Source organism: Streptococcus dentiloxodontae (assembly GCF_053206925.1).
On record NZ_JBRUHR010000015.1, the window covers coordinates 25,612 to 52,438 of the forward strand.

The 26,827-nt window shown below is 41.3% G+C and carries 29 protein-coding genes and 2 pseudogenes; 24 read left to right on the plus strand and 7 right to left on the minus strand.

Going from position 1 to position 26,827, the window contains the following annotated elements:
* Positions 1 to 4 precede the first annotated feature (4 nt).
* The 3 genes and pseudogenes from ACVRZ8_RS07805 to ACVRZ8_RS07815 all read left to right on the plus strand — a co-directional run.
* A pseudogene (locus ACVRZ8_RS07805) lies at positions 5 to 154 on the plus strand (DUF4093 domain-containing protein); the annotation flags it as partial.
* A 21-nt stretch (positions 155 to 175) separates the two neighbouring features.
* A pseudogene (locus ACVRZ8_RS07810) lies at positions 176 to 357 on the plus strand (DUF1697 domain-containing protein); the annotation flags it as partial.
* A gap of 12 nt (positions 358 to 369) precedes the next feature.
* The gene (locus ACVRZ8_RS07815; RefSeq protein WP_447448755.1) at positions 370 to 1,533 is read left to right on the plus strand and encodes a family 20 glycosylhydrolase; all 1,164 of its coding nucleotides are present in this window, start codon (positions 370 to 372) and stop codon (positions 1,531 to 1,533) included.
* Positions 1,534 to 1,776: 243 nt separating this feature from the next.
* On the opposite strand, the gene ACVRZ8_RS07820 is transcribed toward ACVRZ8_RS07815, so the two are convergent.
* A complete protein-coding gene (locus ACVRZ8_RS07820) occupies positions 1,777 to 2,091 on the minus strand; it encodes a winged helix-turn-helix transcriptional regulator (RefSeq protein WP_447448756.1) in 315 nt (104 codons plus the stop codon).
* Positions 2,092 to 2,322: 231 nt separating this feature from the next.
* On the opposite strand from ACVRZ8_RS07820, the gene ACVRZ8_RS07825 reads away from it, so the two are divergent.
* From ACVRZ8_RS07825 to groL, 15 genes are all read left to right on the plus strand, one after another.
* Positions 2,323 to 2,937, plus strand: coding sequence for a nitroreductase family protein (locus tag ACVRZ8_RS07825; protein WP_447448757.1), 615 nt, complete (start codon positions 2,323 to 2,325; stop codon positions 2,935 to 2,937).
* A gap of 152 nt (positions 2,938 to 3,089) precedes the next feature.
* Positions 3,090 to 3,467: a DUF2513 domain-containing protein gene (locus ACVRZ8_RS07830; RefSeq protein WP_447448758.1), complete on the plus strand. Its 378-nt coding sequence runs from the start codon at positions 3,090 to 3,092 to the stop codon at positions 3,465 to 3,467.
* A gap of 22 nt (positions 3,468 to 3,489) precedes the next feature.
* Positions 3,490 to 4,362, plus strand: coding sequence for a 16S rRNA (adenine(1518)-N(6)/adenine(1519)-N(6))-dimethyltransferase RsmA (gene rsmA, locus ACVRZ8_RS07835; protein ID WP_447448759.1), 873 nt, complete (start codon positions 3,490 to 3,492; stop codon positions 4,360 to 4,362).
* A gap of 119 nt (positions 4,363 to 4,481) precedes the next feature.
* A complete protein-coding gene (locus ACVRZ8_RS07840) occupies positions 4,482 to 5,291 on the plus strand; it encodes a Cof-type HAD-IIB family hydrolase (protein ID WP_447448760.1) in 810 nt (269 codons plus the stop codon).
* The gene (locus tag ACVRZ8_RS07845) at positions 5,288 to 6,256 is read left to right on the plus strand and encodes a sugar ABC transporter substrate-binding protein (RefSeq protein ID WP_447448761.1); all 969 of its coding nucleotides are present in this window, start codon (positions 5,288 to 5,290) and stop codon (positions 6,254 to 6,256) included. The genes ACVRZ8_RS07840 and ACVRZ8_RS07845 overlap by 4 nt, the downstream gene beginning before the upstream one ends.
* On the plus strand, positions 6,256 to 7,584 hold the full coding sequence (locus ACVRZ8_RS07850) for a sensor histidine kinase (RefSeq protein ID WP_447448762.1): 1,329 nt from the start codon (positions 6,256 to 6,258) through the stop codon (positions 7,582 to 7,584). The genes ACVRZ8_RS07845 and ACVRZ8_RS07850 overlap by 1 nt, the downstream gene beginning before the upstream one ends.
* Positions 7,581 to 8,258: a response regulator gene (locus ACVRZ8_RS07855; protein ID WP_447448763.1), complete on the plus strand. Its 678-nt coding sequence runs from the start codon at positions 7,581 to 7,583 to the stop codon at positions 8,256 to 8,258. Before ACVRZ8_RS07850 ends, ACVRZ8_RS07855 begins: the two co-directional genes overlap by 4 nt.
* Positions 8,248 to 9,558: an ABC transporter substrate-binding protein gene (locus ACVRZ8_RS07860; protein WP_447448764.1), complete on the plus strand. Its 1,311-nt coding sequence runs from the start codon at positions 8,248 to 8,250 to the stop codon at positions 9,556 to 9,558. Before ACVRZ8_RS07855 ends, ACVRZ8_RS07860 begins: the two co-directional genes overlap by 11 nt.
* 168 nt (positions 9,559 to 9,726) lie before the next feature.
* Positions 9,727 to 10,164: a PTS sugar transporter subunit IIA gene (locus tag ACVRZ8_RS07865; RefSeq protein ID WP_447448765.1), complete on the plus strand. Its 438-nt coding sequence runs from the start codon at positions 9,727 to 9,729 to the stop codon at positions 10,162 to 10,164.
* A 32-nt stretch (positions 10,165 to 10,196) separates the two neighbouring features.
* A complete protein-coding gene (locus tag ACVRZ8_RS07870) occupies positions 10,197 to 10,691 on the plus strand; it encodes a PTS sugar transporter subunit IIB (protein WP_447448766.1) in 495 nt (164 codons plus the stop codon).
* 148 nt (positions 10,692 to 10,839) lie between these two features.
* On the plus strand, positions 10,840 to 11,691 hold the full coding sequence (locus tag ACVRZ8_RS07875) for a PTS mannose/fructose/sorbose/N-acetylgalactosamine transporter subunit IIC (RefSeq protein WP_447448767.1): 852 nt from the start codon (positions 10,840 to 10,842) through the stop codon (positions 11,689 to 11,691).
* A 1-nt stretch (position 11,692) separates the two neighbouring features.
* Complete coding sequence (locus ACVRZ8_RS07880) at positions 11,693 to 12,526, plus strand: PTS system mannose/fructose/sorbose family transporter subunit IID (protein WP_447448768.1); 834 nt, start codon at positions 11,693 to 11,695, stop codon at positions 12,524 to 12,526.
* Between the two features lie 20 nt (positions 12,527 to 12,546).
* Positions 12,547 to 12,837: a DUF202 domain-containing protein gene (locus tag ACVRZ8_RS07885; protein ID WP_447448769.1), complete on the plus strand. Its 291-nt coding sequence runs from the start codon at positions 12,547 to 12,549 to the stop codon at positions 12,835 to 12,837.
* A gap of 169 nt (positions 12,838 to 13,006) precedes the next feature.
* On the plus strand, positions 13,007 to 13,291 hold the full coding sequence (gene groES, locus ACVRZ8_RS07890) for a co-chaperone GroES (RefSeq protein WP_447448770.1): 285 nt from the start codon (positions 13,007 to 13,009) through the stop codon (positions 13,289 to 13,291).
* Between the two features lie 156 nt (positions 13,292 to 13,447).
* Positions 13,448 to 15,073: a chaperonin GroEL gene (gene groL / locus ACVRZ8_RS07895; RefSeq protein WP_447448771.1), complete on the plus strand. Its 1,626-nt coding sequence runs from the start codon at positions 13,448 to 13,450 to the stop codon at positions 15,071 to 15,073.
* Positions 15,074 to 15,140: 67 nt separating this feature from the next.
* On the opposite strand, the gene ACVRZ8_RS07900 is transcribed toward groL, so the two are convergent.
* The 5 genes from ACVRZ8_RS07900 to ACVRZ8_RS07920 form a co-directional block, all read right to left on the minus strand.
* Positions 15,141 to 15,608 carry an ECF transporter S component gene (locus tag ACVRZ8_RS07900; RefSeq protein WP_447448772.1) on the minus strand — a complete coding sequence of 156 codons (468 nt, stop codon included), beginning with the start codon at positions 15,606 to 15,608 and terminating at the stop codon, positions 15,141 to 15,143.
* Positions 15,598 to 16,362, minus strand: coding sequence for a bifunctional hydroxymethylpyrimidine kinase/phosphomethylpyrimidine kinase (locus ACVRZ8_RS07905; RefSeq protein ID WP_447448773.1), 765 nt, complete (start codon positions 16,360 to 16,362; stop codon positions 15,598 to 15,600). The genes ACVRZ8_RS07900 and ACVRZ8_RS07905 overlap by 11 nt, the downstream gene beginning before the upstream one ends.
* Positions 16,352 to 17,101, minus strand: coding sequence for a tRNA pseudouridine(38-40) synthase TruA (gene truA / locus ACVRZ8_RS07910; RefSeq protein WP_447448774.1), 750 nt, complete (start codon positions 17,099 to 17,101; stop codon positions 16,352 to 16,354). Before truA ends, ACVRZ8_RS07905 begins: the two co-directional genes overlap by 11 nt.
* 312 nt (positions 17,102 to 17,413) lie before the next feature.
* Positions 17,414 to 18,115: a DUF975 family protein gene (locus tag ACVRZ8_RS07915; protein ID WP_447448775.1), complete on the minus strand. Its 702-nt coding sequence runs from the start codon at positions 18,113 to 18,115 to the stop codon at positions 17,414 to 17,416.
* A 91-nt stretch (positions 18,116 to 18,206) separates the two neighbouring features.
* Positions 18,207 to 19,076 (minus strand): RluA family pseudouridine synthase, encoded by an 870-nt coding sequence (locus ACVRZ8_RS07920; RefSeq protein ID WP_447448776.1) that lies wholly within the window; start codon positions 19,074 to 19,076, stop codon positions 18,207 to 18,209.
* Between the two features lie 98 nt (positions 19,077 to 19,174).
* Here ACVRZ8_RS07920 and pbp2a point away from each other — a divergent pair, with 98 nt between their 5' ends.
* The 6 genes from pbp2a (at position 19,175) to leuS (ending at position 26,243) form a co-directional block, all read left to right on the plus strand.
* Entirely contained in the window at positions 19,175 to 21,577 is a 2,403-nt protein-coding gene (pbp2a, locus tag ACVRZ8_RS07925; protein WP_447448777.1) for a penicillin-binding protein PBP2A, read from the plus strand.
* 48 nt (positions 21,578 to 21,625) lie between these two features.
* Complete coding sequence (rpmG, locus tag ACVRZ8_RS07930) at positions 21,626 to 21,778, plus strand: 50S ribosomal protein L33 (protein ID WP_447448778.1); 153 nt, start codon at positions 21,626 to 21,628, stop codon at positions 21,776 to 21,778.
* 8 nt (positions 21,779 to 21,786) lie between these two features.
* Entirely contained in the window at positions 21,787 to 21,963 is a 177-nt protein-coding gene (gene secE / locus ACVRZ8_RS07935) for a preprotein translocase subunit SecE (RefSeq protein WP_447448779.1), read from the plus strand.
* Between the two features lie 139 nt (positions 21,964 to 22,102).
* On the plus strand, positions 22,103 to 22,642 hold the full coding sequence (gene nusG / locus ACVRZ8_RS07940; RefSeq protein WP_447448780.1) for a transcription termination/antitermination protein NusG: 540 nt from the start codon (positions 22,103 to 22,105) through the stop codon (positions 22,640 to 22,642).
* Between the two features lie 433 nt (positions 22,643 to 23,075).
* The gene (locus tag ACVRZ8_RS07945; RefSeq protein ID WP_447448781.1) at positions 23,076 to 23,579 is read left to right on the plus strand and encodes a phosphatase PAP2 family protein; all 504 of its coding nucleotides are present in this window, start codon (positions 23,076 to 23,078) and stop codon (positions 23,577 to 23,579) included.
* A gap of 162 nt (positions 23,580 to 23,741) precedes the next feature.
* The gene (gene leuS / locus ACVRZ8_RS07950) at positions 23,742 to 26,243 is read left to right on the plus strand and encodes a leucine--tRNA ligase (protein WP_447448782.1); all 2,502 of its coding nucleotides are present in this window, start codon (positions 23,742 to 23,744) and stop codon (positions 26,241 to 26,243) included.
* 177 nt (positions 26,244 to 26,420) lie between these two features.
* On the opposite strand, the gene ACVRZ8_RS07955 is transcribed toward leuS, so the two are convergent.
* The coding region (locus ACVRZ8_RS07955; RefSeq protein WP_447448783.1) for a transposase at positions 26,421 to 26,827 on the minus strand (407 nt) is incomplete at its 5' end.

The window sequence follows — 26,827 nt, forward strand, 5'->3', positions numbered from 1 at the left end:
CACCATGGGATCAGACAGCTGCAAACGCCGTGAGTACCTAGGCGAAAGACTGCGCATAGGTTATACCAACGGCAAACAGCTATTGAAACGCTTAGAACTCTTTGGTGTGACCTTGGCGGATGTTGAGGAATGTATGGAGGAGTACGGAAAGTAATTTTATGGAAATATCGCCCAACTGTTGAAGCAGGATTTTGGCGATGAGGAGCTGTGTGCAGTCAGTGCCTTTACATGTATTTGCCGCGAGATGCCAAGAAGAAAAAACTAAACACCAACTATCTCGAAAAACAACTAGGTATTACAGTTACCATGAGAAAGTTGAATGTGATTGTACGATTGAGTGAGATGAGCCTTTTTTAGAGGGAGTAATGTATGTTTTACATTAAAAAATGGACTGGAGCTTTTTTCCTTTTGGTGCTACTGGGAAGCTTAGCGGTTTTTTTAACCGTTTTTCACTTGAATCGGTCTCAGCTGAAAACAGCTGCTAACGGCGTTAATTTGGATATTGCTCGTAAATTTTATAGTCCCCAGGCCATTAAATTATTGATAAATCAGGTGTCTGAAAATGGGGGCTCCTATATTCAGCTTCATCTATCCGATAATGAAAATGTCGCCATAGAATTAGAAGCTTTAGGACAGACAGAAGAACAGAGCGAAATCAGGGACGGCATACATTATAATCGAAAGACCAATCAGCCTTTTTTAACCAAAAAAGAAATGACAAAGTTAATACAATTTGCCAATGAGAAAGGCATAAAACTGATACCGGATTTCGACACCCCAGGTCATTTTGAAGCTGCAGCTCAGCTTTTACGTATCAACCGTTCCGAAATAGCAAAGCAAGTTTTAGATGGGGACCAATTGGCTTACGAAACACAGGAGGGCCTAGCTTTTGCCAGAGAACTATATGGTGAATTAGCAAAAATTTTTGCAGGGCAGCAAGCTCTTGTCATTGGTGGCGACGAATTTGATGACGATCAGAAAGCTAGCAATCCAGCCTATGTCCACTATGTCAATACACTGAGCAATCATTTGGCAAAGCAAGGCATTGTAACAAGAATTTGGAATGATACGGTGCTAAAAAAAGATTTAGCAAACCTAAAACGAGAGCACCTTCAAATTATTTATTGGAGTCTAAACGGGGATGCCAATGATAAAAATAGTGATTGGGATCAAGAAGTGAATCGCTATCGGCGTAAAAATAGGACTACCTTGACGGAACTGGAACAGGCAGGATTCGATATTATTAATGCCAATAGCTACTACCTTTACAGTGTTCCCAAGCAGACAAATTTATCTGATTTACAAGAAAATTTAGAGGAAGAAGTATCAGATACCTTGAACTATTGGGAACCAGAAATGTGGAATGGCATCGCTTACCCTACAAACGAAGCTCCCAGCAACCGCAGTCAGACCAAGTATTTGATTGGTTCACTCTATTCTATATGGGGAGAGGAAGCTCAAGGGCTGTCGGATATTGAACTAATAAAGGCTTATGAACCAGCTATTAAAGCCTTTTTTAAACGAGCTAACTAAATGAATGTCAAATAAAAGTAAAAAAGAATGGCGATACAAGTCATTCTTTTTACCTAGTCTTGGATGAGTTTATCAATTCTGTTCTTGTCAATTTGTTTGCCGTTTGAACAGTTAGGGCACTGATAAGCTGAGGCAGTCAAACCTAATAGTTTTTGAAATCTCCAAATAGTCATTCGTCTAACACAGAAAAAATAGTGTGTCAAATTTGTTAAAAATTTCCTGCACTTGATTATTTGTAAAATGTTATAAATTTTCCTTACCCCAGCCATTTAAAGACATCAGTAGATTTAACAATTCCTTGCCTTTATTAGTCAGGGAATACTGGGTATGAAGCGGCCAAGTCTTGAAATCTTCTTTGAGAATGAGTTCGTTTTGAATCAGGCTGTCCAAGGAACGCGTCAGCATGATTTTGGTAATTCCTTTAACCTCGCGTTGCAATTGATTGAAGCGTATGGGTTCATTTTGAGAAATGTTCCAAAAAACCTGTAATACCCATTTGCCGGAAAGGGCGTCCATGATGCGGGTTAAACCACAATTCCAGTTTGGTTTTGTTTGCATGATTTCTCCTGATTCAGTAGGTCACAAAAAAGTGCCTACTGTTTTTCTTTTGATAATCCTATTATAATGGAATTATCTTGAAAAAACTTAATTGATTTTCAAAGAGTATGAACACGCCTACACTCCTGTGAAAAAAACTCACCTTCTTTGAATCTTTAATGATTCAAGAAGGGTTCCCTATTTTTTTTGGAGTGCTTAACAGCTTTGTATCCTAGTGTAAGGAGACTAATCATGAATGACTATTTACATTTTTTAGACGGACGCCGTTCAGTTCGTCAATTTGATGCTAAGGAAGAAATGTCTAATGCAGTTATCAGAGAAATGCTGGCGCATGCCAGCTATGCCCCGTCTGGCAACAATTTTCAGCCCTGGCGCGTGGTTGTTGTTAAAAATAAGGCAAAACAAAAAGAGCTGAAGCAATTGTCAGCCCACCAGCCGCAGGTTGAGACAGCATCTGCAGTGTTTCTCTTATTTGGAGATAAAGAGGCCTATGATTTGGATTGGTGGCAGGCATTTCATGTGGAAAAAGGTCTTGCTACAAGAGCTGAGGCAGCTGTCCGATCTGAGCGGATTGGTCAGTACTTTGCCCTTCATCCCGAGGATAAGGAGATTGAGGGCTTACGTTTGGATGTTGGCCTTTTTGCCATGAATCTCATGCAGGCAGTGAGAGCTTTTGGCTATGACAGTGTGCCTATGCGCGGTGTCAATTTTGATGCCATTAAAACCTATATTGACGTGCCGAATGGTTGGGAACCTATTTTAATGCTGCCGGTGGGAAAGGCAGTGCAGGCAGGTCATCCGCATGTGAGAAAATCTGTTGAAGAATTTACGGAAATCATTGAATAAAGGCAAAGCAGAGGTCAATAGTGGCAGACTCTGCTTTTTATTTGTGTTACAATAAGAGAGTGAAAAATTGCTTTATTATGACAGGGTACTAGCAAACAAGGTTAAGATATATAAGTGTTTACTAGTAATAATTACGAAAGTGAGAAAATTTAATGAAATTTGAACCAGAAGTTGCTAGAGATATTTTATTGGACGTTGAGGAATTGCATCAGGATCCAAATCCATTTACATTCTCAACACCCGAAAAATTCAATAGAGCGAAGAAGTATGATATTAAAACCATTACCTATCACTGTAACCTTCTTGAAGAAGCAGGTTTTTTAAAATGGGCTCCTATGTATGGAAATAACGAACTACAAATGGGATTTATTAACGGTCTCACTTATAATGGTCACCAGTTTCTAGATTCTGTAAGAAGTCCAAAGATATGGAGAGAGACCAAATCACGTACTGAAAAATTAGGTGTATTTACTATAGATGTCATATCGCAAATAGCATCGAATATTATTTCCGATATGATTAAAGGATAAATATTGAGAAGTAGAGGATTTTATGAAAATCGCAGACAAAACCGTTACCCGCGCTATCTTAGAGCGTCACGGGTTTACCTTTAAAAAATCATTTGGTCAGAACTTTTTGACCGACACGAATATTTTGCAGAAGATTGTGGACACAGCTGAGATTGACAAGACTGTCAATGTTATCGAAATTGGGCCTGGTATCGGTGCTTTGACCGAGTTTTTGGCGGAGAATGCGGCTGAGGTCATGGCTTTTGAGATTGATGATCGTCTCATTCCGATTTTGGCAGATACCCTGCGCGATTTTGACAATGTCAAAGTTGTTAATGAGGATATTCTCAAGTCGGACTTGCAGACTCGCATCAAGGAGTTTGCCAATCCTGATCTGCCCATCAAGGTGGTGGCCAACCTGCCTTACTATATCACGACGCCTATCCTCATGCACCTGATTGAGAGTAAAATTCCTTTTGCGGAGTTTGTGGTCATGATGCAAAAAGAGGTAGCAGACCGTATCTCGGCTGAGCCCAATACTAAGGCTTATGGTTCCTTGTCAATAGCTGTGCAGTATTACATGACGGCTAAGGTAGCCTTCATCGTACCGCGTACAGTTTTTGTGCCAGCACCTAATGTAGACTCGGCCATTCTCAAGATGACCCGCCGTGAGCAACCGCTAGTGCAAGTAAAGGACGAAGATTTCTTCTTCCGTGTGTGCAAAGCTGCCTTTGTTCATCGCCGTAAGACCCTTTGGAACAATCTGACCAGCCATTTTGGCAAGACCGAAGAGATTAAGGCTAAGTTGGAAAAGGCTTTGGAAATAGCAGAACTGCAACCATCTATTCGCGGTGAGGCACTGACGATTGCAGACTTTGCTAGGCTGGCAGATGCCTTGAAATCTATGGAATTATAAGAAGCTGCTGCTACAGCCGCTTTTTTATTTTAAGTGGATTTTTAGAAAGTTTGAGAGCCCTTTCAAAAAATGTTATACTGAAAGGTAAGTTAGAAAAATCGTACATAAAGGGGATAGGTATGGTTAAGATTATTTTCAGTGATATTGATGGTACTTTGCTTAATGAGGATTTGATGGTAAGTAAGAAAACACGCCAAATTCTGAGTCAGGCAGTGGGGAAAGGCATCTTATTTGTACCTGTATCTGCTCGTATGCCAGAAGCTATCAAGCCTATTATTGGGGATTTTTTGCCAGCTGTACCAATTATTTCTTACAATGGAGCTTTTATACAAGATATACAGGGAAATGTTATCGGTTCTACTCCTATGTCTTCTCAGCTTGCTCGAGCTATCTGCCAATATGTCGAAACAGAGAGAGCAGAGATAGCTTGGAATGTTTACAGTGGAGAAATTTGGCTGTCTCAAGATAGAAAAAATACTTGGATTGCCCGCGAAGAGAGGGTGGTTGGTTTACAGTCTCAGGAGGCTGATTTAGAGCGGATAGGACATCTTCCTGAGGTTCATAAATTGTTATTAATGGGGGAGCCAGAGCTGATAGCAGTTTTGGAAGAAGAACTCAAACAGCTCTATCCCGAGCTTTCTATTGCAAGGTCTTTGCCTTATTATCTTGAAATCATGGCTGCTGGTATTCATAAAGGACAGGCGGTCAGAACATTGGCGCAGCATTATGGGGTTGCTATGGCTGATACCATAGCTTTTGGCGACAATTTTAACGACTTGGATATGCTGGAAGCTGTCGGTGAGGGTTATGTGATGGCCAATGGCCCTGAGGAAGTCAAAAAACGAATCGGCCGAGTGACTGCAGATCACAATCATGATGGGATTGCTCAAGCGCTGGAAAAAATTATAGATGAAAAGGGGAGCTTATGAAAAAGCTTAAAGCTCATTTGCCCTTTCTAACAGGTGCTTTGCTGCTGGGAATCTTGGTGTTGGGTCTCTTTAGAATATATCAAAGCATGTCTCTTTTATCGAATCAGGTCAAAATCGGTGCAACCTATATGACCATGAACAATGAATTTTATCAAATTCTCAATGAAGAAATTGAACAAAAAGTCACGGAAAATAATGACCTTCTCATCACAAGGGACCCAGCTTTGGATGCCAACAAACAGGCAGAGCAAGTGAATTATTTTATCAAAGAAGGTGTAGACGTTATCATCATTAATCCTGTTGACAGTGACAGTTCCGCTCTTCTTGGCAGTCTCAAAAAAGCTCATCATAAAGGGATTCGGATAGTAGTGGTTGACAGTCAGTTGAATCAAGCAGACTTTGTTGATACCACAATCCTATCGGATAATTACGAAGCAGGCGTTCTTTGTGCTCAAAATCTGATGGCAAACAAAGACAAGGCTAAAATATTGCTTTTGGAGCACCGTTCGACGGAATCTGCAAGCGACCGTATCCGAGGCTTTTTAGATACTGTTGCTAAAAATGATGCTTATCAAGTAGTTTCACGCGTGGATGTGCAAGGGCAAACAGAGCTTGCACTGCCAGCGGTTCGGGAGGTTATTAAATCAGGAGTGATCTTTGATACAGTCATGTCCTTAAATGATCAAGGGGCTCTGGGAGCAGTGGCAGCTATCGAAGAGGCTGGGCTGACCAATCATATCTTAGTTTATGGTATTGATGGCTCTCCTAACATGAAAAGTCTGCTTGCCACAACGACCGATGTTCAGGCTACGGTAGCTCAATCGCCTCATAGCATAGGACAAGAAGCAATAAAATCCGCTTATCAATTAACCAAAGGACAGTCTTGCCGCGCAAAAATTGTGATTCCTGTAGAATTGATTACTAAAGATACGATTGGCCAATATGATGTAACGGGGTGGCAGTGATGAGCGGATATTCTTATTGGCGTTATGCCCGCTGGTCCAAATTTGTTCTGATTTGGATTAATATTGCGGCTGTCATTTTCAATGTATCTATTTACTTGTTTGCCAGCAAGTATATCATTGAAACAGGGCAGAGCCATTTGCTTTTGTCAAAATTAACAACTATTCCCAACAATCCGGTTACGATTTTTAGTTTGAGCTTGTCATTGTTTGCCCTTCTTTTAATCATCATGTATTGCCGAGAATATGTAGCAGCGAATTTAAAAGAACATAATGACTGGCTGGCTGTAGCGGAAGTTCTCTTGCTGCTTTTGCTTTTGACTTCCATGCAATTTTCTTATAATGGGTTGATTCTGCTGGTTTTTTTGGATATTTTTTATAGCTATACTGACTTTTACAAGATCAAACGGCAGCGTTATTGGTTTATTTTTATTTCGGCTAGCTTTACCATGCTTTTGCTGTCTAATTTTGAACTTTTATCAATGCTTATTAAATTACCGTCTTTGGATGCTTATTTGGCCTTTCTACCGACATCTTTTAAGTTTATCTTGACTTTTTTCAAGAATTTTTTAAGCTTAATTAATATGGTGGTTTTTATTATTTCTCTAGTAGCTTTCATCATGTATTCGGTGTCAGAAAACCACAAGATTGAAGAAGAGCTGCGAATGGCTGATCGGGCGAATACTGAGTTGACCAACTATGTTTCACTGGCTGAAAAAATGGCTGAAGATCGTGAGCGTAAGCGGATTGCAAGAGAAATTCATGATACTCTTGGTCACGCCTTAACTGGAATTTCAGCAGGAATAGATGCTGTGACCGTACTGATTAAACATGATCCAGCTCATGCACAAAAACAGCTGCAAAATATCTCGGGTGTGGTTCGTGAGGGGATTCAAGATGTTCGCCGTTCCTTGGAAAAACTGCGCCCGGGAGCTTTAGAACGCGGAAGTCTGAAAGAAGCCCTGCTTAAAATGATTGCAGACTACGAAAATTTATCAAAGCTTAGTGTGAGCTTAGATTATCAATGGAAACAGGTGGATTTAGACATTGCCAAAGAAGATATCATCTTTCGCGTGATTCAAGAATCTATCACCAATTCCCTTCGTCATGGTCATGCCAGTCATGTAGCAATTAGCATGTATATCCGCGATACTGACTATGTCATTACCATCAATGATGACGGTGTGGGCTGTGAAAATTTGGTCTATGGCTATGGTTTAACACAAATGCAGGAACGTCTGGCTATTATAGGCGGTCAGGTTCAGTTTGACAGTGCTGATGGTTTTCAGACAACCATTATCATTCCTAAACGAAAAGGAGAAGAAACGTGATAAAAGTAATAATTGCTGATGACCAAGAATTGATTCGAGAATCCATTAAGATTGTTTTGTCATCTTATGAAGACATTGAGGTGGTAGCTTCTTGTGTCAATGGTCTTGAGGTATTAGACTATTTGAAAGACAATCCTGCTGATGTTATCTTGATGGATATTCGTATGCCTGATATGGACGGTGTGGTCTGCACAAAAGCAGTCAAGGCTTCCTATCCTGATATTAAAGTGATTATTTTGACGACTTTTGATGATGATGAATTCATTTTCAGCGCTCTGCAATATGGTGCTTCGGGATACATTCTTAAAGGAATTTCGATGGAAGATTTACATCAAGCTATTTTGACGGTAAATAGCGGGAATGCCATGTTAAATCCTGATATTGCAAGCAGAGTGTTTCGGCTTTTCTCTCAAGTGACACATCCTCAGTCTACTATTAAGGTTAATCAAAAGGGAGCAGAAACAATTTCAAAAGCAGAATGGCGGATTATTCAGCAGATTGGAAATGGCCTATCAAATAAAGAAATTGCAGCAAAACTTTATTTGTCTGAAGGGACTGTGCGCAATTACCTTTCGACCATTTTGTCTAAATTGCAGCTGCGCGATCGCACTCAGTTAGCTATTTGGGCGGTACAAACCGGTGTGACCACAAGGAATTATACTGATGAAGATTAAATTATTTGGCTCCAAACTACAGCGTTATCTGTTGCTGCTGTTTGTTTTGGGAATCGGGTTAGGCTGGCTGATTTATCGCCATTATTTTGCTCAGCAGGTGCTGACTGTTGGTGTTTATACCGGAAGCAGTTGGGATGTGCCTAGCGGCCAGGGCAGCCAGATTATTGATGACGTTATCAAGCGTTTTGAAAAGGAACATCCTAATGTGAAAGTCGTCTATGAAAGCGGCATTTCCAAGGAAGATTATTCAAACTGGCTTTCAGACAAGATTGTGGAAGGCGATCAGCCAGATGTTTTTATGGTGCCTGAAAATGACTTCAATCTTTTGGCTTCTACCAATGCTCTGGCTAGTTTAAACAGCAAGATGAAACGTGATTTAGACACGACCATTTTTTATAGCTCCAGTCTCAAGGCTGGAGAATACAGAAATGATCAATACGCTCTGCCATTTGAAAACAACCCCGTCATGATGTGTATTAATAGCGAGCTGCTAAAGCAAGAGAATATTGCTATTCCCGAGTCTGGCTGGACCTTGGAAGAATTTTATGAAATTTGTAAAAAGGTAACCAAAGATACAGACGGAGATGGCATTATTGATCAGTATGGCAGTGTGGGCTATACTTGGCAAAATGCGGTTGCTGCGAATGGTTTGAGTCTGTTTAATGAAGCTGGAGATGAAGTCAATCTTAACAACGAGAAGATGCGGGAAATCCTAAACTGGGTGAGTCAGCTAAATACTTTAAATGGCAATTACACGGTATCCAGTACGGATTTTGACAAGGGCAATGTTGCCTTTATGCCTATGACTCTGGCTGAGTATCGGACCTACAAACCTTATCCTTATCATGTGTCTAAGTATTCGTCATTTACTTGGACTTGTGTGCAAATGCCAAGCGCCGCAGATGTGACAGCAACGACTCAAACCAGCACATCGCTTTTAGCCATGTCGGCTAAAACAAATCAGACAGAATTAGCTTGGGAATTTTTAGAACTGCTTTGTGCGGATCAAGAAACCCAGCAGGAAGTTTTTGCGAAATCGCAGGGAGCGTCTGTTTTGAAGTCAGTTATGAAAAGCGCTGACACAAAAGAGATCTTACAGGGTGACAGCTTTGGCTCAACCGCACTCACGGTGGATACGCTCAATCAAATGCTTGAAACTTCCATCCCAGAACCTAAATTCAAGCAATATAATGATCTGCTGGAAAAAGCGGACTACCTCATTACCCAGTCTTTGTCAAAAGGGACTATTGATACCGATCTCGCTCAAATTCAGCAGGAGATTGAGGATACGATTGATTAATCATTGCCATCAAAAATCAGAACAAATATGTGTTCTGATTTTTTAATTTTATAAATGACATTTGTCAAAAAATGCCATTACAATTATCATCTTAAGAAATGACAAACCATAGTTTGAAAGCGCTAACTATAAGCGTAAAATAAAGATAAGAAATAAAGGAGAGTGCTTATGAAGTATTTGATTTTAGTCAGTCACGGCGGCTTTGCAGAAGGTCTCAAGACTTCGCTTGCCATGTTTGCTGAGGATAAGATTGATCAGGTCATAGCGACTGGTTTGAAAAATGGAAAATCTGTTGATGATTTTGCAGAAGAATTTCGAGAGGCAATCGCTCCTCTGACGTCTGCTGATTCCGTAGTTGTTTTAGCAGATATTGTCGGCGGAAGTCCATTGACAACGGCTTGCAGTGTTTTAGAAGAGAAAGGCTTGCTCAGTTCAGCAGTAGTACTTGGCGGGATGAATCTGCCAATGGCTGTTACTTCGGTTGTGATGAAAGATGCACTTGAAGGTGATGCATTTGTCGCAGCTGTTTTACCAGAGGCGCAAGCTGCGCTGCAGGAGTTCAAAGTCGTATCAGATGATGAAGACTTTGAAGACGATGATATTTAATGATAGAAGATTTATAAAAAAGGAGAAAAATTATGTCAGTTTCATTTGTTCGTATTGATGACCGTATGATTCACGGTCAAACGGTGACACGCTGGGCCAAGGAATACCCATGCGATGGTCTTATCGCTGTCAATGATGCAGCAGCAGCTAATAAAGTTTTAACCCAGGCTTACAAGGGAGCTTCAGATAAAAAAACATTTGTTTGGACAGTGGACGCCTTCGGACAAAAATCACAAAAAGTTCTGGACTCAGATACTCGTTATTTCCTAATTACTAAAAATCCTATTGACATGAAGACCATCTTGGTTGATCAAGGTTTCGTACCAAGTGATGTCAAAGAAATCATTGTAGGTCCAGCAAATGACCGTCCAGGCGCTGTTAAATTGGGAAATAACCAATCCATCACGCAAGAAGAAGCAGAAGCTATTGAAGCTATTGAAAAGGCTGGTTATAAAGTGAAATTCCAACTTTTACCAGATGTTTCAATCGGTTATTGGTCTGATTTCAAATCTAAATTTGGCTTCTAAAAAATCTCGCTTGGCTGGCTAATCAAAACTTTAGCAGATTATTGAAAATGGTCAGCTGTTCTTTGAGATTGTTATTTCACATTGTACTTAAAGAGGGTAAGGCGCTTTGGTTTACCCTTCACAACTTGATAGACAGGAGAAAATTATTATGACAATTTCTTGGTTACAAGCAGCCTTGTTAGGTTTGTTTGCATGTTTGTCTTCTATGCCTGGTCTAGGCGGTACTACCATTGGTAACTACACTTTGGGTCGTCCTTTGGTCGGTGGTTTGGTCTGTGGGCTTATTCTTGGAGATCTTACAACTGGGATTATTTGCGGGGTTGCCATGCAGCTGGTTTACATTGCCCTTGTAACACCAGGCGGTACCGTTTCTGCTGATGTTCGTGCGGTTTCTTATATTGGTATTCCTTTGGCAATGGTGGCCATCCATTCACAAGGTTTGTCGGCAGACTCAGCAGATGCAGCTAACCTAGCTAAATCTATGGGAACCCTTGTTGGTACGGTTGGTACGGTTCTCTTTTATGGAACTGCTACTCTTAATCTAGTTTGGCAGCATATCGGTTGGAAAGCCGTAGAAAAAGGAAACTTTAAACAGCTTTACAAAGTTGACTGGCTCTATCCATGGGCTTCGCACATTATCTTTTCATTCATTCCAACTTTGATTATGTGTAAGCTTGGTGCAACAGCTGTTACAGCTTTGCGTGATGCTTTGCCAATGGATGGCATTCCAATGAAGACCCTCTTCACCGTTGGTGCCTTGCTGCCATGTGTAGGGATTGCTATCCTCTTAAAACAAATTGTTGATAAAGCAACTGATTTCATTCCATTTTTTGTTGGCTTTACCTTGGCAGCATCACTTGGTTTAAATTTGGTATCATGTGCAGTGATTTCATTAATTTTCGCAGTGTTATTCTACGAACTGGAAATGGCTAAAAATGCCAGAGTCACAGTGGCGGCAGCTGGTGATGATTTTGAAGACGATGATGAGGAGGATATCTAAGATGGCTCAAAAGAAAATTTCAAAGAAAACCTTAACAAAATCTTTCCATCATTGGTATTATGGTAACTTGACCTGCTTTTCTCAAGAGCATATGCAGACGTTTGGTTACTTAACATCAATGCTTCCAATTATCGAAGAACTTTATGATAAAAAAGAAGACCAAGAACGTTCGATGCAAACTTATACAGCTTTCTTCAATACTGAACCTCAACTTGGTTCTGTAATCGTAGGGGTCACAGCTGGTTTGGAAGAAGCTAGGGCTAATGGCTCTGGAGAAGTTGATGATGAAACCATCAATGGCCTTCGTGCAGGTTTGATGGGACCGGTTGCCGGTATTGGTGACTCAATGGTCGTTGGGACTCTCATACCTGTTATCCTTGGGATAGCTCTTGGTCTGTCTAAAGGCGGTTCTCCAATTGGTGCAGTATTTTACATTGTTGTTTGGAACCTCTTGGCTTACTTTGGTATGCGTTTTGCTTACTTTAAAGGTTATGAACTTGGTGACAAGGCGGTTGAGTTTCTTGTGGGAGCTCAAGGACAAGCTATCCGCAAGGCCGTTTCAATTATTGGTGGAATGGTTGTCGGTGGTGTAGCTGCAACTTGGGTTTCAGTTAAGACCTCTTTCCAGCTTGGCAGCGCTAAACATCCTTATTTGGTCCTTCAAGATCAACTGGATAATGTCTATCCGGGCTTATTGACAGCAGCATTCATTGTCTTTTGCTGGTGGCTAATGGCCAAGAAAAATATCTCTCCTATTAAGGTCATGCTGCTTTTGGTGGTTATTGCCTTAGTTGGTGTACTTTGTGGATTCTTTGATCCAGGTCTTTCTTACTAATCGTGATAATGGAGAATGCGATGACAAAACAAGAATTGATTCAAGGCTATGAAAGCGAGATTCAGTATCAAAAACATATGATTGATAATCTAGGAAGATGGTCCTTTCTTCTCTTTCTTCTTGCAAGTGTCGGTGTGGTTATGATTTATCTTTTTCATCAGACCGTTTTACTTGGATTCATCATTGGAATCGTTCTTACTGTTCTGGGAATACTTGGTATGCTCTTATTTGGCTATGGTATTTACAAAGGGAAACGCAATGTCAATCGCGTGATTGATGATTTTGAAACAAAGTTACAATCCTTTCATTAATTGTTGCCTCTGAAATTTTCAAAGATTTCAGAGGTTTTTTCTTGACTATTTCTGACCAAGTGATAAAATAAGGAATGTAAAAGTTAGCACTCATACATACAGAGTGCTAAAAAGGAAAAAGAAGGTTTTCAGCTCAGCTTTTTCTAAAAAATAAAACGGAGGCAAAAACATGTTAAAACCATTAGGTGATCGCGTGGTCGTAAAGATTGCGGAAGAAAAGGAACAAACTGTTGGCGGACTTGTCCTAGCGGGAAGCAGTAAAGAACAAACACAGGAAGCAACAGTTGTGGCAGTTGGTCAGGGCATTCGCACATTGACGGGTGATTTGGTAGCTCCTAGTGTTGATGAGGGTGACAGGGTTCTTGTAGAAAATGGTGCAGGAATTGAAGTCAAGGATGGAGATGAGACTGTTACTCTTGTACGTGAAGCAGACATCTTGGCTGTCTTGGCATAAGGATGAGTCTATACAAGCTCGAAAATAAATAACATTTTAAGTATGAAAGGATTTGAATCCGTCCCTGTCGTCAGAAAGAAATTGTCCTGAAAATGCTAGCTAGTGCTTGAGGTCATATTTTTCTGTCTGATTAGGGACGGACTTGGTATCATAATTATGGCAAAAGAAATTAAATTTTCATCAGATGCGCGTGCAGCTATGGTGCGCGGTGTGGATACATTGGCTGACACCGTTAAGGTGACACTTGGCCCTAAAGGCCGCAATGTGGTTTTGGAAAAATCGTTTGGTTCACCGCTTATTACCAATGATGGTGTTACCATTGCTAAAGAAATTGAATTAGAAGATCATTTTGAAAATATGGGTGCCAAACTCGTGTCCGAAGTGGCTTCTAAAACCAATGACATTGCTGGTGACGGAACAACAACAGCAACTGTCTTGACACAGGCTATTGTCCGTGAAGGTTTGAAAAACGTCACAGCAGGTGCTAATCCAATCGGTATTCGCCGCGGGATTGAGACAGCTGTTGCCACTGCGGTAGAAGAATTGAAAGTGATTGCCCAGCCTGTTTCCGGTAAAGAAGCTATCGCACAGGTTGCGGCTGTATCATCACGTTCTGAAAAAGTTGGTGAATACATCTCAGAAGCCATGGAAAAAGTTGGCAATGACGGTGTCATCACGATTGAAGAATCACGCGGTATGGAAACTGAACTTGATGTGGTTGAAGGTATGCAGTTTGACCGTGGCTACCTGTCACAATACATGGTGACTGACAACGAAAAAATGGTAGCTGATCTTGATAATCCTTACATCTTGATTACAGATAAGAAAATCTCTAACATTCAAGATGTGCTGCCACTCTTAGAAGAAGTCCTCAAAACCAGCCGTCCGCTATTGATTATCGCAGACGATGTGGATGGCGAAGCTCTTCCGACTCTTGTCCTCAATAAGATCCGCGGTACGTTCAATGTTGTTGCCGTTAAAGCACCTGGCTTTGGTGACCGCCGCAAAGCTATGCTTGAAGACATTGCTATCTTGACAGGCGGAACGGTTATCACAGAAGATCTTGGCCTTGAGCTCAAAGATGCGACAATTGCTGCGCTTGGTCAGGCCGCTAAAGTGACGATTGATAAAGATAATACTGTCATTGTCGAAGGTGCTGGCGCTGCTGATGCCATTGCCAATCGTGTGGCTTTGATCAAATCACAAATTGAAACGACAACATCAGAATTTGACCGCGAAAAATTGCAAGAACGCTTGGCTAAGTTAGCAGGCGGCGTAGCAGTTATCAAAGTCGGTGCTGCAACTGAAACCGAACTCAAAGAAATGAAGCTACGCATTGAAGATGCGCTCAACGCCACACGCGCAGCTGTTGAAGAAGGTATTGTTGCAGGTGGTGGTACTGCCCTTGTCAATGTTATCGGCAAAGTCGCTGCTCTTGACCTTGATGGTGATGAAGCTACTGGACGTAACATTGTCCAACGTGCTTTGGAAGAACCTGTCCGTCAAATTGCTAAAAATGCAGGTTATGAAGGTTCTGTTGTCATTGACCGCTTGAAAAATAGCGAAGTCGGAACAGGTTTCAATGCTGCTAACGGCGAATGGGCTGATATGGTGGAAGCTGGAATCATTGATCCTGTTAAGGTGACACGCTCTGCTCTGCAAAATGCAGCCTCTGTTGCCAGCCTTATTTTGACAACTGAAGCTGTCGTTGCTAACAAACCAGAAGCAGAAGCGCCTGCAGCACCAGCCATGGATCCTTCAATGATGGGTGGCATGATGTAAGTGAAAAGGTAAATCAAACTTAAAAAACAGTCATCAAGCGAATACTTGATGACTGTTTTTATAAATATTAATGCTTTCCCAATTTTTCAAAGGTTAAAAATAAAATATAGCCAATAACCATACCGGAGAAATTTTGCAGGGCATTTCCCAGAACACTAGCCCAAGCGGCGCCCCAGCCATATCCTAAAAGCAGGGCTGCAGCAAAGTACCAGCCAATCATAGCCAAACTGGCAAGTCCCAATCCTAATAAGCGTTTCTTCCCAGTCCAGCCAGCAAAGAAGCCCTGCATTCCATGAGCCAGCAGACTATGTAGCATGTACTGCGGGTAACCTAGCAGCAGATCAATCAGAAAGCCGGACAAACCGCCGACCACAGCGCCAGCCTTTGCCCCTAAATAAAAGGCTGCAAAATAAATGCCGACATCCAAAAGGGTCAAAAATCCTGTTGGCGTTGGTATATGTATGTAAGCCAATACGACACTTAGCGCCGTCAAAATTGCCGTTAGTGTTAGTTCTTTAGTTTTTTCAGTTCTCATAGTTTTGATCTACTCCATAGTGATCGGAATGCAAAATCGCTTGATAAACAAAGTCTTTGGAAATTTCAACAGCCTCAAGAGCAGATTTACCTAAAACGATTTGACTGGCAATGCTGGAAGCAAAGGTACAGCCAGCTCCTATATTGTTATTGGTTAGTACAGGGTATTCAAGCACATGCAGTTTTTTACCATCATAAAAGACATCTATAGCTTTTTCCTGACTAAAGCGATTGCCCCCTTTAATGACCACATTTTGGGCACCTAGCTGGTGTAGTTTTTGAGCGGCCGCCTTCATGTCGTCTAAGGTTTTGATTGTTTTTTGGGACAATAGCTCAGCTTCTACTAGATTTGGTGTGATGATACTTGTGTAGGGGAAAAATTTCAGAAGCTCTGTCCTGAGTGCAGAAACTTCAACGTCATGACTTTCCTTACAGACAAGCACAGGATCAAGGATTAAAGGAATAGAGGCGTGCGCTTTAACAAAGTCTAAAGTCAGCTCTGCTATTTCTACATTAGGCAAAAGCCCCAGCTTAATCCCTGAGAAATCAATATCTTTCAAGCTATTTAACTGGTGCTGAAAAACAGTCTTGTCTGTGGCAAATACTTCAAAGCCTGTATCTGTCACTGCTGTCAGGCAAGTCACAGCAACAAAACCATGCAGGTGATTGGTGCTGTAAGTTGCAAGATCTGCATGCAGACCGCCGCCGCTGAAGATATCATTGCCTGAAATAGCCAAAATGTATTTAGTCGTCATAACTAATCTCCTTCAAATAAAGTCCTCTCCCCGCAGCTGTTGGGCCTGCAAGGCTGCGATTTTTCGATTCTAAAACAGTTTTAATCTGGCTGACCGGCATGCGTCCGTTACCGATTTTCAGAAGTGTGCCGACCATATTTCTGACTTGCTTGTAAAGAAAGCCATTGCCTGTGAAGGTAAAGACCAAAAAGCCAGTCTTGTTATCCTTCTCAACCCTTGCTTGGCTAATGGTGCGAACCTTATTTTGAACAGCGCTGCCAGAGGCCGTAAAACCGGTGAAATCATGAGTGCCTACCAGATCTTTGATTGCTTCCTGCATACGGCTTAAATCCAGTGGATAAGGGTAGGAAGTAGCATAATTACGCATCATAGGATTCTTGGGGCGGCCGCTGTCCACTAAAAACTCATAGGTCTTACTGTGTTTGTTATAACGCGCATGAAAATTATCACTAACCCTTTCAACGCTGATAACATCAATATCCTCAGGTGCTTGTGTATCCAGCCCAAAGCGCAGCTTTTCAGCATCCCGCTCTTCTGGCAAATCAAAATGAATAACCTGACCATAAGCATGAACTCCAGAATCTGTACGGCCTGCTCCTTGCAGCTTAACGGGTTTGCCACTATTAAGTTTTTGTAGAGTTTTTTCTAATTCTTCCTGAACGGATCGCTCTTTAGTTTGCCGCTGAAAACCAGCAAATAAAGTCCCGTCGTAAGAAATTGTTGCTTTATATCGTACCATGTGTTTATTCTATCATTTATATCTTATCAGGACTAGGCTTAGGAAGAATAGCTGTCTGGGGACAGATTTTGTTAAAAGCTTCCTTATCCATTTTTGCTTCCCCATTAAGCTGGTAAATTCATGATATCTTATTTAGGCATTCGTGATGAGGACTTGTTCTCAGTGCTGTTTCACATTAACCATCAACCACGCAAATGTTTAGGTTACAGAAACACCCTTTGAGGTACTTTTGAATGAGTTTTAAAAAGTTGCACTTATTCTTGCAATTTATCATTTAAAAAAGGCAGGATTGCTATCCTAGCCTTCGTGTTATTAATCTAATAGAGCAGATGGATTTTGTGAGACAAGTGCACGGTAAAATTCTGATCGAGTTGTTTGCACATAAGGGGCAAGCCACAAATAGCCGATTCCAGCTGTGAACAGGCATAAAATACTCCAGCCAAGGAAACTCAAATCCAAGACGAAGAGATCAAATTTATGGCCATCCATTAAACGACGTGATTTTGTAATAGCCTCAGTTGCACTGATGTCTTTTCCTTGACGCTTTAAATCATCTACGATGTAAAAAGACATAGCGTACGAATATGATTTGATGATACCTGGAATAACAAAGAGAAGTGTCCACAGGGAGGTAAATACCCATTTTAATAGCCAAGTTAATAAGAAGGAGCCAACCCTTTGTTCACGAAAACCAGCAAAAGCGGCTGAGAAAGAATCACTGTCTCTTCGGTTGTCAACCAGATGAAGAAAGCCAAGTGAGATACTAGCTGCTAAGATTGAGACAACAAATTGTAGGGCGCGTGTACTTAAAGAAATATGATATGTTCCAGATATTACAGACCTATCTGTGCCAGTTTCTGTCAGGATTTGATAGGTTCCGCTTACCACATCTTTGGAGATACTAAAACCAAAGATAATGTTAATAACAAGCAGAATAGCTGAAATTCCAACAGCCCAGCCCCAGTTACCAGCTAATTTTTGCTTGGCACGAGTTTTTAATTCAGCGCGAGTCATAAAAAACCTCCTAAATGAGTTATAGATTAGTCTATAAAGACTGAATAATTATATAAAAATTTTTATGTTGGGTCAAATGGATTCAAGAAAATCACTTTAACTTATGAAGTTCTTGTTCAAAGGTAGAGGAGGGAGCGTTCACTTTTATTTTTTCCAAAGTCAGCGGATGAATGAGGCTGAGCTGGTGAGCGTGGAGCATAAGTCTTGATGCTGGGATATTGCTATAAAGAGGGTCGCCCATGATAGCATGATTATGATGAGCTAAATGGACACGGATTTGGTGGGTTCTGCCAGTAGCCAGCCGACAGTTTACTAGGCTAAATTGCTCAAAGGTTTTGAGTCTGGTAACTCTTGTAAGAGCTGTCAGTCCTTTTTTGAGGTCAACAAGGCGCTTTCTGCGATCATGTCGATCACGGCCAATTCTATCATTGTAGGTTACTTCTTTTGACTTTATATCTCCTTGGATTACAGCCCAATATTGGCGAGAAATTTTTTTATTCTCCAGCAGGCGATTGAGAATGGGCAGTATAAATGGATTCTTAGCAAAAATAATGGCTCCGCTGGTCTCTTTATCTAATCTGTGGACAACATAGCAGGTCTGTTTGCAATAGGCAGCAACATGATTAAGCAGAGCAATTTCATCAGGCTCATTACCGTGGGTTTTCATGCCTTCAGGTTTATTAACGATAATAAATTGGTCATCCTCGTAGAGGCAGTCAACGAGGTTTGCCTGTCCAAATGGAATCACTTTTTGAGGGTAGTCTTGCTCATCAAAAGTAAGAGCGATTTCATCGCCAGTTTGAACCAAGCTTTTCCAGTTAATAGCCTTTCCGTTAATCGTGACATGCTTTTTGATGCGTAAGAAATGCCTAATTTTTCGCGGGATTAAGAGGTGTTTCTCCAGCAGATCTTTGACGGTGCAGGCAGGGTAGGGATTAGGGAAGTTTAGGTGTAATGTCATGCCTCTATTATAACATGAAGCTAGCGGCAGCTCATTATTTTCCTAAAAGAGACAGCTAAATTAAGACAGAAAAAATACAAACTTGGTATAATAGGAGTATGGCAATTATTGATACATTAAAAAAATGGTTCTCTAGAAAGGATAAACGGGATGCGGAGATTGTAGATGCTCAGGAAAATGAGCGTGATCTTGAAGAAACCGCCTGGTTTACCCCTTTGAAAGATGGACCGCAGAGAAAAAAACAATCTGCTGAGAAAAGCGGATTCCAGCAGTCTATTGGCTCTGGTTTGAAAAAACTTTTCACCAAAAAAGATAATGAGAAAACCGCCGACGATTTGGCAGCTGAAGAAGAGCCTTCTGTAAGTTCGCATTATCGGCGTTCTAAACCAAAGAAAGAAATTGACAGATCAACCCGATTGGGGAAAGTCAAAGCTTTTTTGGGAAAATTTGCACTGTCACCTCGTAATCCTCTGAGACGTTTTTGGCGGCGTTATCACTTGGGGAAGGTTTTGCTGATTCTGTCAGGCTTGTTTGTTTTGGTAGTGGGCTCTTACCTGTTTTACATCGCTAAAACGACAAAGGTTTCTGAACTTCAGGATGCTTTAAAAGCAACAACCGTTATTTATGACCGCGAAGGTAATCAGGCCGGATCGCTCTCCAGTCAAAAAGGCTCTTATGTGGAATTGGATGCTGTGAGTGATTATATGGAAGCGGCTGTTATTGCGACTGAAGATAGGACTTTCTATGAAAACAGCGGGATTAATTACCAGCGTTTCTTGCTGGCAGTTGTCACCCTAGGGCGCTATGGCGGTGGTTCGACCATTACGCAGCAGTTGGCGAAAAATGCCTTTTTGAGTCAGGAACAAACAATTACACGTAAGGCAAAAGAATTCTTTTTATCGCTGGAATTGACCAAGAAGTATACTAAGGATGAGATACTGACCATGTATCTCAACAATGCTTACTTTGGCAATGGTGTCTGGGGAGTAGAAGATGCCAGCCAGAAATATTTTGGCACCTCGGCAGCTAACTTGACCTTGGATCAGGCGGCTACTTTAGCTGGAATGCTTAAAGGTCCTGAATTTTATAATCCAATTGATAATTTAGAGAATTCTGTTAACCGTCGCAATACAGTGCTTGATAATATGGTCAATGCTGGAAAAATAACACAGGACGAAGCTAACCAAGCTGCAAGTGCTGATATGGCCAGCGAGTTGGTGGATACTTATTCTGGAGATACAAACGATTATAATTACCCATCTTATTTTGATGCCGTTATCAATGAAGCTATTGATACTTATGGTTTAAGTGAGGACGACATTGTCAAGAATGGCTACAAGATTTACACGGAGATGGATACCAATTACCAAACCAATATGCAAGAAACCTATTCTTACACGGGTCTCTTTCCAACATCGGCTTATGATGGCACAAGCGCCCAGTCTGCCAGTGTGGCAATAGATCCAACGACCGGTGCTGTCAGAGGTTTAGTTGGGCGTGTCAACAGTACAACAGACACTACTTTTCGTGATTTCAATTATGCGACGCAATCATCACGCAGTCCAGGTTCAACCATTAAACCTTTAGTGGTCTATTCGCCTGCTGTTGCTTCTGGCTGGGATATTGATACTGATTTGCCAAATACGGTCAAAGATTATGATGGCTATGCTCCAACAAACTACGGCGGTATTGAAACAGAAGACCTGCCTATGTACCAAGCCTTGGCTAATTCTTATAATATTCCTGCCGTTTATTTGCTTAATGAAATTGGCATTGATAAAGGTATTAGTTATGGTAAGAAATTCGGCCTTAATTTTGATGGTGTTTCAAAAGAGCTTGGTGTTGCCTTGGGAGGCAGTGTGACAGCAAGCCCGCTCAAGATGGCTCAGGCATACTCAACCTTTGCAAATGGCGGTGTGATGAATGATGCACACTTCATTACCAAAATTGAAAATGCCAGCGGCGATGTCATTGCAAAGCATAAAGGCAGTTCTAACCGAATCATCAGCAAATCGGTTTCTGATAAAATGACCAGTATGATGTTGGGAACTTTCTCAAATGGTTCAGCAGTCAATGCCAATGTGTATGGCTATACCCTAGCTGGTAAGACAGGAACTGTTGAAGCCAACTTTAACAGTGATTTGACGAGTGACCAATGGGTAATTGGTTATACTCCTGATGTGGTCTTGACCACTTGGGTGGGCTATGATACTACAGATGAAAATCATTATTTAGACGACAGCAGTTCAGGAACGGCCTCTTCTATCTTTAGTTACATGGCTTCAGGTGTCTTGCCTTATACCGCAGGAAATGAATTTAATGTGGAAAATGCTTACGCTGCTGATGGTCAGGCCTTAACTTATACAGCCGAGGAAGAAACAGGCAGCAGCAGTTCAGACTCTTCTTCTAAGAGCTGGACAGATAAAGCTGGTGATGTTATCAGCGATATTGAACAGGGAGCAAAAGATTTGTGGGATGGCATCACAGGTATCTTCAACTAACTTGTCAAACTGTGGGAAACATGTTAAGATAATAAGAACGGAGGCGTTATGGCACAAAAAAAAGCAAGCCTAGCGTGTACAGAGTGCGGGAGCCGCAACTATTCAATCAGTGTGAGCAGCGCCCCAAAACCAACACGATTAGAAGTTAATAAATACTGTAAACATTGTAAGAAATATACCTTGCATAAGGAAACAAGATAGGAGATACCGTGAGACGTACAGGAAGCATTTTTAAAGTTTTAAAAGACACCACATGGCCTAATCGTACTCAGCGTTGGCATGATTTCATTTCTATTTTGGAATACACAGCCTTTTTTACCGTCATCATTTTTGCCTTTGACGAATTGCTGAGACGCGGGCTTCTGGTTTTGATTAAACTTTTCTAGGAGAAAAAACAAAAAAGAGTAGGCAGTCCTGCTCTTTTTGTGTTATACTAAAGGCAGGAAAATGCATTAAAAGCCTGATGGCTTTTTTATTGTAATCAAAAGAGCTTTGCTCTGCTATTTTCAAAAAGAGGTAAAAAGAATGTTAGATTCATTTGACAAAGGCTGGTTTGTCCTGCAAACTTACTCAGGCTACGAAAACAAGGTTAAAGAAAATCTATTGCAGCGTGCGCAAACTTATAATATGCTGGACAATATTTTGCGCGTGGAAATTCCGACACAAACTGTAAATGTTGAAAAAAATGGTAAGACCAAAGAAGTCGAAGAAAATCGTTTCCCAGGTTATGTGCTAGTTGAGATGGTCATGACAGACGAGGCTTGGTTTGTAGTGCGTAACACACCTAATGTTACGGGATTTGTGGGCTCTCACGGGAACCGTTCAAAACCGACTCCGCTTTTGGAAGAGGAAATTCGTTCAATCCTTATCTCCATGGGACAAACAGTTGAGGTCTTTGACACCAATATCAAGGAAGGTGACGTTGTTCAAATTATTGATGGTGCCTTTATAGGACAGGAAGGCCGTGTTATTGAAATTGAGAATAACAAGGTCAAGATTATGATTAATATGTTTGGTTCAGAAACGGCTGCAGAACTTGAATTGTACCAAATTGCAGAGTTGTAAGAACTTGCTGCAGGTGTGGTTTTTCTGATTTCATAGTGTCAGAAGATAAATTTGCTTAAACATCAGGAATATAAGAGGCTGGGACAAAGATCCAGCCTCTTATCAATATATCGGTAAGAGCAATCTGATGCAGTAGGTGGAAGTAAGCCTAGCTATGCAGTCCTAATCTTACCTTTCAACAGCTTTTCCAAGCTTTTTAAACCATGCAGAAGTTGCTTTTTTCTCAGACCGTTAGATCTGGGAAATGGGAAAAGCAAGTCTGTGTCAAAACAGTCTGAGCATAGCCCGTTTTGGGTTAGCAACTAAAAGGGAAGATTTGCTGAAAAAGAGATTTCTGCGAAATCAAGAGTTTGATATGTAATCTTTTGAACTGCATTTTTTGCGAGTAATTGTGCAGAAATCAGGCGTGTGTCCGTCTTATTATGGAGGTGTTATGACTTACAAGGAACGCTATGAGCGCTTGTCAAGACCGTTTGTTCCCTATGCCCGCCAAATTGCTTTGGTTAATTACTGTCTAACGGGAGTGATGTATCTCATTTATCCAGTTCTGCTTCTTTATCTTTTGTGGGTTAAAGGCTGGTTAGTGTTTTTACTTTATTTTCTGATTTCAGGGGTCACTTTTGTTTTGCTGTCTTTTATACGATCTCAGATGAATTGGAAACGCCCCTATGAGGCTTGGGATATTAAGCCAATTCTTGTCAAGGAAGTCAAGGGGAATTCTATGCCCAGCCGTCATGTTTTTTCAGCCAGCCTTATTTCCATGGCAGTAATTAGTGTTAGTCTATGGCCGGGCTTGTTTTGTTTATTGGTGACTTTGATCATTGCTGGGCTGCGTGTTATTGCTGGTGTGCATTACCCACGAGATGTACTCGCTGGCCTTGTCATTGGTGTTGTCTGCGGTCTTTTATTTTGGTTTGTTTTAGTATGTCCTGTCTAAAAATAGAGAAGTCAAGTAAGTGTGTATTCTCTAATAAGCTTAAACGTGCTATAATAAAAAAGATATTATTTTTGAAGAAGAAAGGAGCCAAAATCAATCAAAAAGGATCTGAGATTTAGTATCTTACTCTTAAAATCTCTTTTGGATTGACTTTATAAAATTATGGCAACTTACAATCACAAAGCAATTGAGAATAAATGGCAAGAGTTCTGGGAAGCTCATCATACTTTTAAGACTGGAACAGATGCCACAAAACCTAAATTTTACGCCCTTGATATGTTTCCTTACCCATCAGGAGCTGGGCTGCATGTTGGGCATCCTGAGGGCTACACAGCAACGGATATCCTCAGCCGTTTCAAGCGCGCACAGGGATACAATGTCCTGCATCCAATGGGTTGGGATGCTTTTGGCTTGCCTGCTGAACAATATGCTATGGATACGGGTCATGATCCTGCTGATTTTACAGCACAAAATATTGCGACTTTTAAACGTCAAATTCAGTCACTTGGCTTTTCTTATGACTGGGACCGTGAAATTAACACAACTGATCCTAACTACTATAAATGGACTCAGTGGATTTTCACCAAATTGTACGAAAAAGGCTTGGCATATGAAGCGGAAGTGCCTGTCAACTGGGTAGAAGAATTAGGAACAGCCATTGCCAATGAAGAAGTCCTGCCTGACGGGACATCAGAGCGCGGTGGTTACCCAGTCGTGCGCAAGCCTATGCGCCAATGGATGCTGAAAATCACAGCCTATGCAGAGCGCCTCTTAGAAGATTTGGAAGACCTTGATTGGCCTGAATCTATCAAGGATATGCAGCGCAACTGGATTGGTAAATCAACAGGAGCCAATGTGACCTTCAAGGTCAAAGACACTGACAAAGACTTCACCGTTTTTACCACTCGTCCGGATACCCTTTTCGGTGCCACTTATGCTGTTCTTGCTCCCGAGCATGACTTGGTAGATGCGATTACAACGGCTGACCAAGTCCAAGCAGTCGCAGACTACAAACACCAAGCAAGTCTTAAATCAGACCTTGCTCGTACAGACCTTGCCAAGGAAAAGACCGGTGTTTGGACCGGTGCCTATGCTATCAATCCTGTTAATGGCAAAGAGATCCCTATCTGGATTGCTGACTATGTCCTTGCCAGCTACGGTACAGGTGCTATCATGGCCGTACCTGCCCATGACGACCGAGACTGGGAATTTGCCAAACAGTTTAACCTTGATATTATTCCCGTTCTTGAAGGTGGAAATGTGGCTGACGCTGCTTACACCGAAGACGGTCTTCATATTAACTCGGGCTTCTTAGATGGTCTTGACAAGGCTGCCGCTATTGATAAGATGGTCGAATGGTTGGAAGAAAAGGGTGTTGGGAATAAGAAAGTAACCTATCGCTTACGCGATTGGCTCTTTAGCCGTCAGCGCTATTGGGGTGAGCCAATTCCAATTATTCATTGGGAAGATGGCACTTCAACAGCAGTTCCAGAGGATCAATTACCGCTTGTTCTTCCAGTGACATCTGATATCAAGCCTTCTGGTACTGGTGAGAGTCCGCTTGCTAACTTGACAGACTGGCTAGAAGTAACCCGTGAGGACGGTGTTAAAGGCCGTCGCGAAACAAATACTATGCCGCAGTGGGCAGGATCCAGCTGGTACTTCCTGCGTTACATTGATCCGCATAATGACCAAAAACTGGCTGATGAGGATCTGCTCAAACAGTGGCTGCCAGTTGATATTTATGTTGGTGGTGCTGAACACGCTGTTCTTCACTTGCTCTATGCACGTTTCTGGCATAAGTTTCTCTATGATTTAGGTGTCGTTCCAACAAAAGAGCCCTTCCAAAAACTCTTTAACCAGGGCATGATTTTAGGAACTAGCTATCGTGACCATCGCGGTGCTCTTGTGGCAACAGACAAGGTTGAAAAACGCAATGGATCCTTCTTCAACATCGAAACAGGTGAAGAACTGGAACAAGCCCCAGCTAAGATGTCTAAATCCCTCAAGAATGTTGTCAACCCTGATGATGTTGTGGAACAATACGGTGCCGATACCCTTCGTGTTTACGAAATGTTCATGGGACCGCTTGATGCTTCCATTGCTTGGTCTGAAGAAGGTCTGGAAGGCTCGCGTAAATTCCTTGATCGCGTTTATCGTCTCATCACTTCTAAAGACATCGTTGCTGAAAACAATGGTCATTTAGACAAGGTTTATAATGAAGTTGTAAAAACAGTAACAGAGCACCTTGAAGCCATGCGTTTTAACACGGCTATTTCTCAATTGATGATTTTTGTTAATGCTGCCAATAAGGAAGAACAACTCTTTGTTGATTATGCCAAGGGCTTCGTTCAATTATTAGCACCATTTGCCCCGCACTTGTCTGAAGAACTTTGGCAAGTATTGACGCAGTCAGGTGAGTCTATCAGCTACGTCGCTTGGCCAACTTGGGACGAAAGTAAACTTGTTGAAAATGAAATTGAAATTGTCCTGCAAATAAAAGGGAAAGTCCGTGCAAAAGCTGTTGTTCCAAAAGATTTAACACGTGAAGAATTGGAACAAATTGCTCTAAACAATGACAAAATCAAGACTGAAATTGCAGGGAAAAAAATCATCAAAGTGATCGCAGTGCCTAATAAACTAGTCAATATTGTGGTTAAATAAGAGCCAGCGCAGCCCTTTTCTTAAGATAGCATCTAAAACTTTAGATGGCTGAGTAACTAATTGTTTTTTTAAATCAGATAAAAAAGAGTGGAGAGAATACTCAAGATTTTGGCATATTGTCAACTGTAGTGGGTGACTTATAACGGCTCATTGTCAACTGTAGTGGGTGACTTATAACTAAGCACGAGAGAGAATCAGATTGGTTCTCTCTCTTTGCATGTTCAAAGCGATGAGAATTTTAGTTTTAAAGTTTTTGAAGTTTCGAAAGCCAAAAGCTTGGCGTTTGATGTCCTTGATGAGCTTGTTGGTAGCTTCCAGTTTAGCGTTAGAATAAGGTAGGTTAAGAGCATTTGTAATGTAAGCCTTGTATTTGAGAAAGGTCTTGAAGACGATTAAAAATGGCTGATTGACCAGATCCAAATGATCTTCAATGAGCTCAAAGAATTCAGTTGCTCGTTTTTCTTGAAAATGGAAGAGCAGGAGTTGATAAAGCTCATAATAAAAGCAAAGTTCATCAGAGAAAGCTAAAGTTTTATTGACAATCTCACGAGGGGTTAAAGTTTGCCTAAAGGTTCGTGAATAGG

Excerpts from the sequence above, each read along its gene's own strand:
- ACVRZ8_RS07915 (WP_447448775.1), bottom strand. The coding sequence starts at position 18,115 with ATGACTCGCGCTGAATTAAAAACTCGTGCCAAGCAAAAATTAGCTGGT.
- groL (WP_447448771.1), top strand. The coding sequence starts at position 13,448 with ATGGCAAAAGAAATTAAATTTTCATCAGATGCGCGTGCAGCTATGGTG.
- leuS (WP_447448782.1), top strand. The coding sequence starts at position 23,742 with ATGGCAACTTACAATCACAAAGCAATTGAGAATAAATGGCAAGAGTTC.
- ACVRZ8_RS07920 (WP_447448776.1), bottom strand. The coding sequence starts at position 19,076 with ATGACATTACACCTAAACTTCCCTAATCCCTACCCTGCCTGCACCGTC.
- ACVRZ8_RS07860 (WP_447448764.1), top strand. The coding sequence starts at position 8,248 with ATGAAGATTAAATTATTTGGCTCCAAACTACAGCGTTATCTGTTGCTG.
- ACVRZ8_RS07850 (WP_447448762.1), top strand. The coding sequence starts at position 6,256 with ATGAGCGGATATTCTTATTGGCGTTATGCCCGCTGGTCCAAATTTGTT.
- pbp2a (WP_447448777.1), top strand. The coding sequence starts at position 19,175 with ATGGCAATTATTGATACATTAAAAAAATGGTTCTCTAGAAAGGATAAA.
- ACVRZ8_RS07815 (WP_447448755.1), top strand. The coding sequence starts at position 370 with ATGTTTTACATTAAAAAATGGACTGGAGCTTTTTTCCTTTTGGTGCTA.
- ACVRZ8_RS07875 (WP_447448767.1), top strand. The coding sequence starts at position 10,840 with ATGACAATTTCTTGGTTACAAGCAGCCTTGTTAGGTTTGTTTGCATGT.
- rpmG (WP_447448778.1), top strand. The coding sequence starts at position 21,626 with ATGGCACAAAAAAAAGCAAGCCTAGCGTGTACAGAGTGCGGGAGCCGC.
- ACVRZ8_RS07945 (WP_447448781.1), top strand. The coding sequence starts at position 23,076 with ATGACTTACAAGGAACGCTATGAGCGCTTGTCAAGACCGTTTGTTCCC.
- ACVRZ8_RS07870 (WP_447448766.1), top strand. The coding sequence starts at position 10,197 with ATGTCAGTTTCATTTGTTCGTATTGATGACCGTATGATTCACGGTCAA.
- truA (WP_447448774.1), bottom strand. The coding sequence starts at position 17,101 with ATGGTACGATATAAAGCAACAATTTCTTACGACGGGACTTTATTTGCT.
- rsmA (WP_447448759.1), top strand. The coding sequence starts at position 3,490 with ATGAAAATCGCAGACAAAACCGTTACCCGCGCTATCTTAGAGCGTCAC.
- ACVRZ8_RS07885 (WP_447448769.1), top strand. The coding sequence starts at position 12,547 with ATGACAAAACAAGAATTGATTCAAGGCTATGAAAGCGAGATTCAGTAT.
- ACVRZ8_RS07825 (WP_447448757.1), top strand. The coding sequence starts at position 2,323 with ATGAATGACTATTTACATTTTTTAGACGGACGCCGTTCAGTTCGTCAA.
- ACVRZ8_RS07880 (WP_447448768.1), top strand. The coding sequence starts at position 11,693 with ATGGCTCAAAAGAAAATTTCAAAGAAAACCTTAACAAAATCTTTCCAT.
- ACVRZ8_RS07900 (WP_447448772.1), bottom strand. The coding sequence starts at position 15,608 with ATGAGAACTGAAAAAACTAAAGAACTAACACTAACGGCAATTTTGACG.
- nusG (WP_447448780.1), top strand. The coding sequence starts at position 22,103 with ATGTTAGATTCATTTGACAAAGGCTGGTTTGTCCTGCAAACTTACTCA.
- ACVRZ8_RS07820 (WP_447448756.1), bottom strand. The coding sequence starts at position 2,091 with ATGCAAACAAAACCAAACTGGAATTGTGGTTTAACCCGCATCATGGAC.
- ACVRZ8_RS07840 (WP_447448760.1), top strand. The coding sequence starts at position 4,482 with ATGGTTAAGATTATTTTCAGTGATATTGATGGTACTTTGCTTAATGAG.
- ACVRZ8_RS07905 (WP_447448773.1), bottom strand. The coding sequence starts at position 16,362 with ATGACGACTAAATACATTTTGGCTATTTCAGGCAATGATATCTTCAGC.
- ACVRZ8_RS07845 (WP_447448761.1), top strand. The coding sequence starts at position 5,288 with ATGAAAAAGCTTAAAGCTCATTTGCCCTTTCTAACAGGTGCTTTGCTG.
- ACVRZ8_RS07865 (WP_447448765.1), top strand. The coding sequence starts at position 9,727 with ATGAAGTATTTGATTTTAGTCAGTCACGGCGGCTTTGCAGAAGGTCTC.
- ACVRZ8_RS07830 (WP_447448758.1), top strand. The coding sequence starts at position 3,090 with ATGAAATTTGAACCAGAAGTTGCTAGAGATATTTTATTGGACGTTGAG.
- groES (WP_447448770.1), top strand. The coding sequence starts at position 13,007 with ATGTTAAAACCATTAGGTGATCGCGTGGTCGTAAAGATTGCGGAAGAA.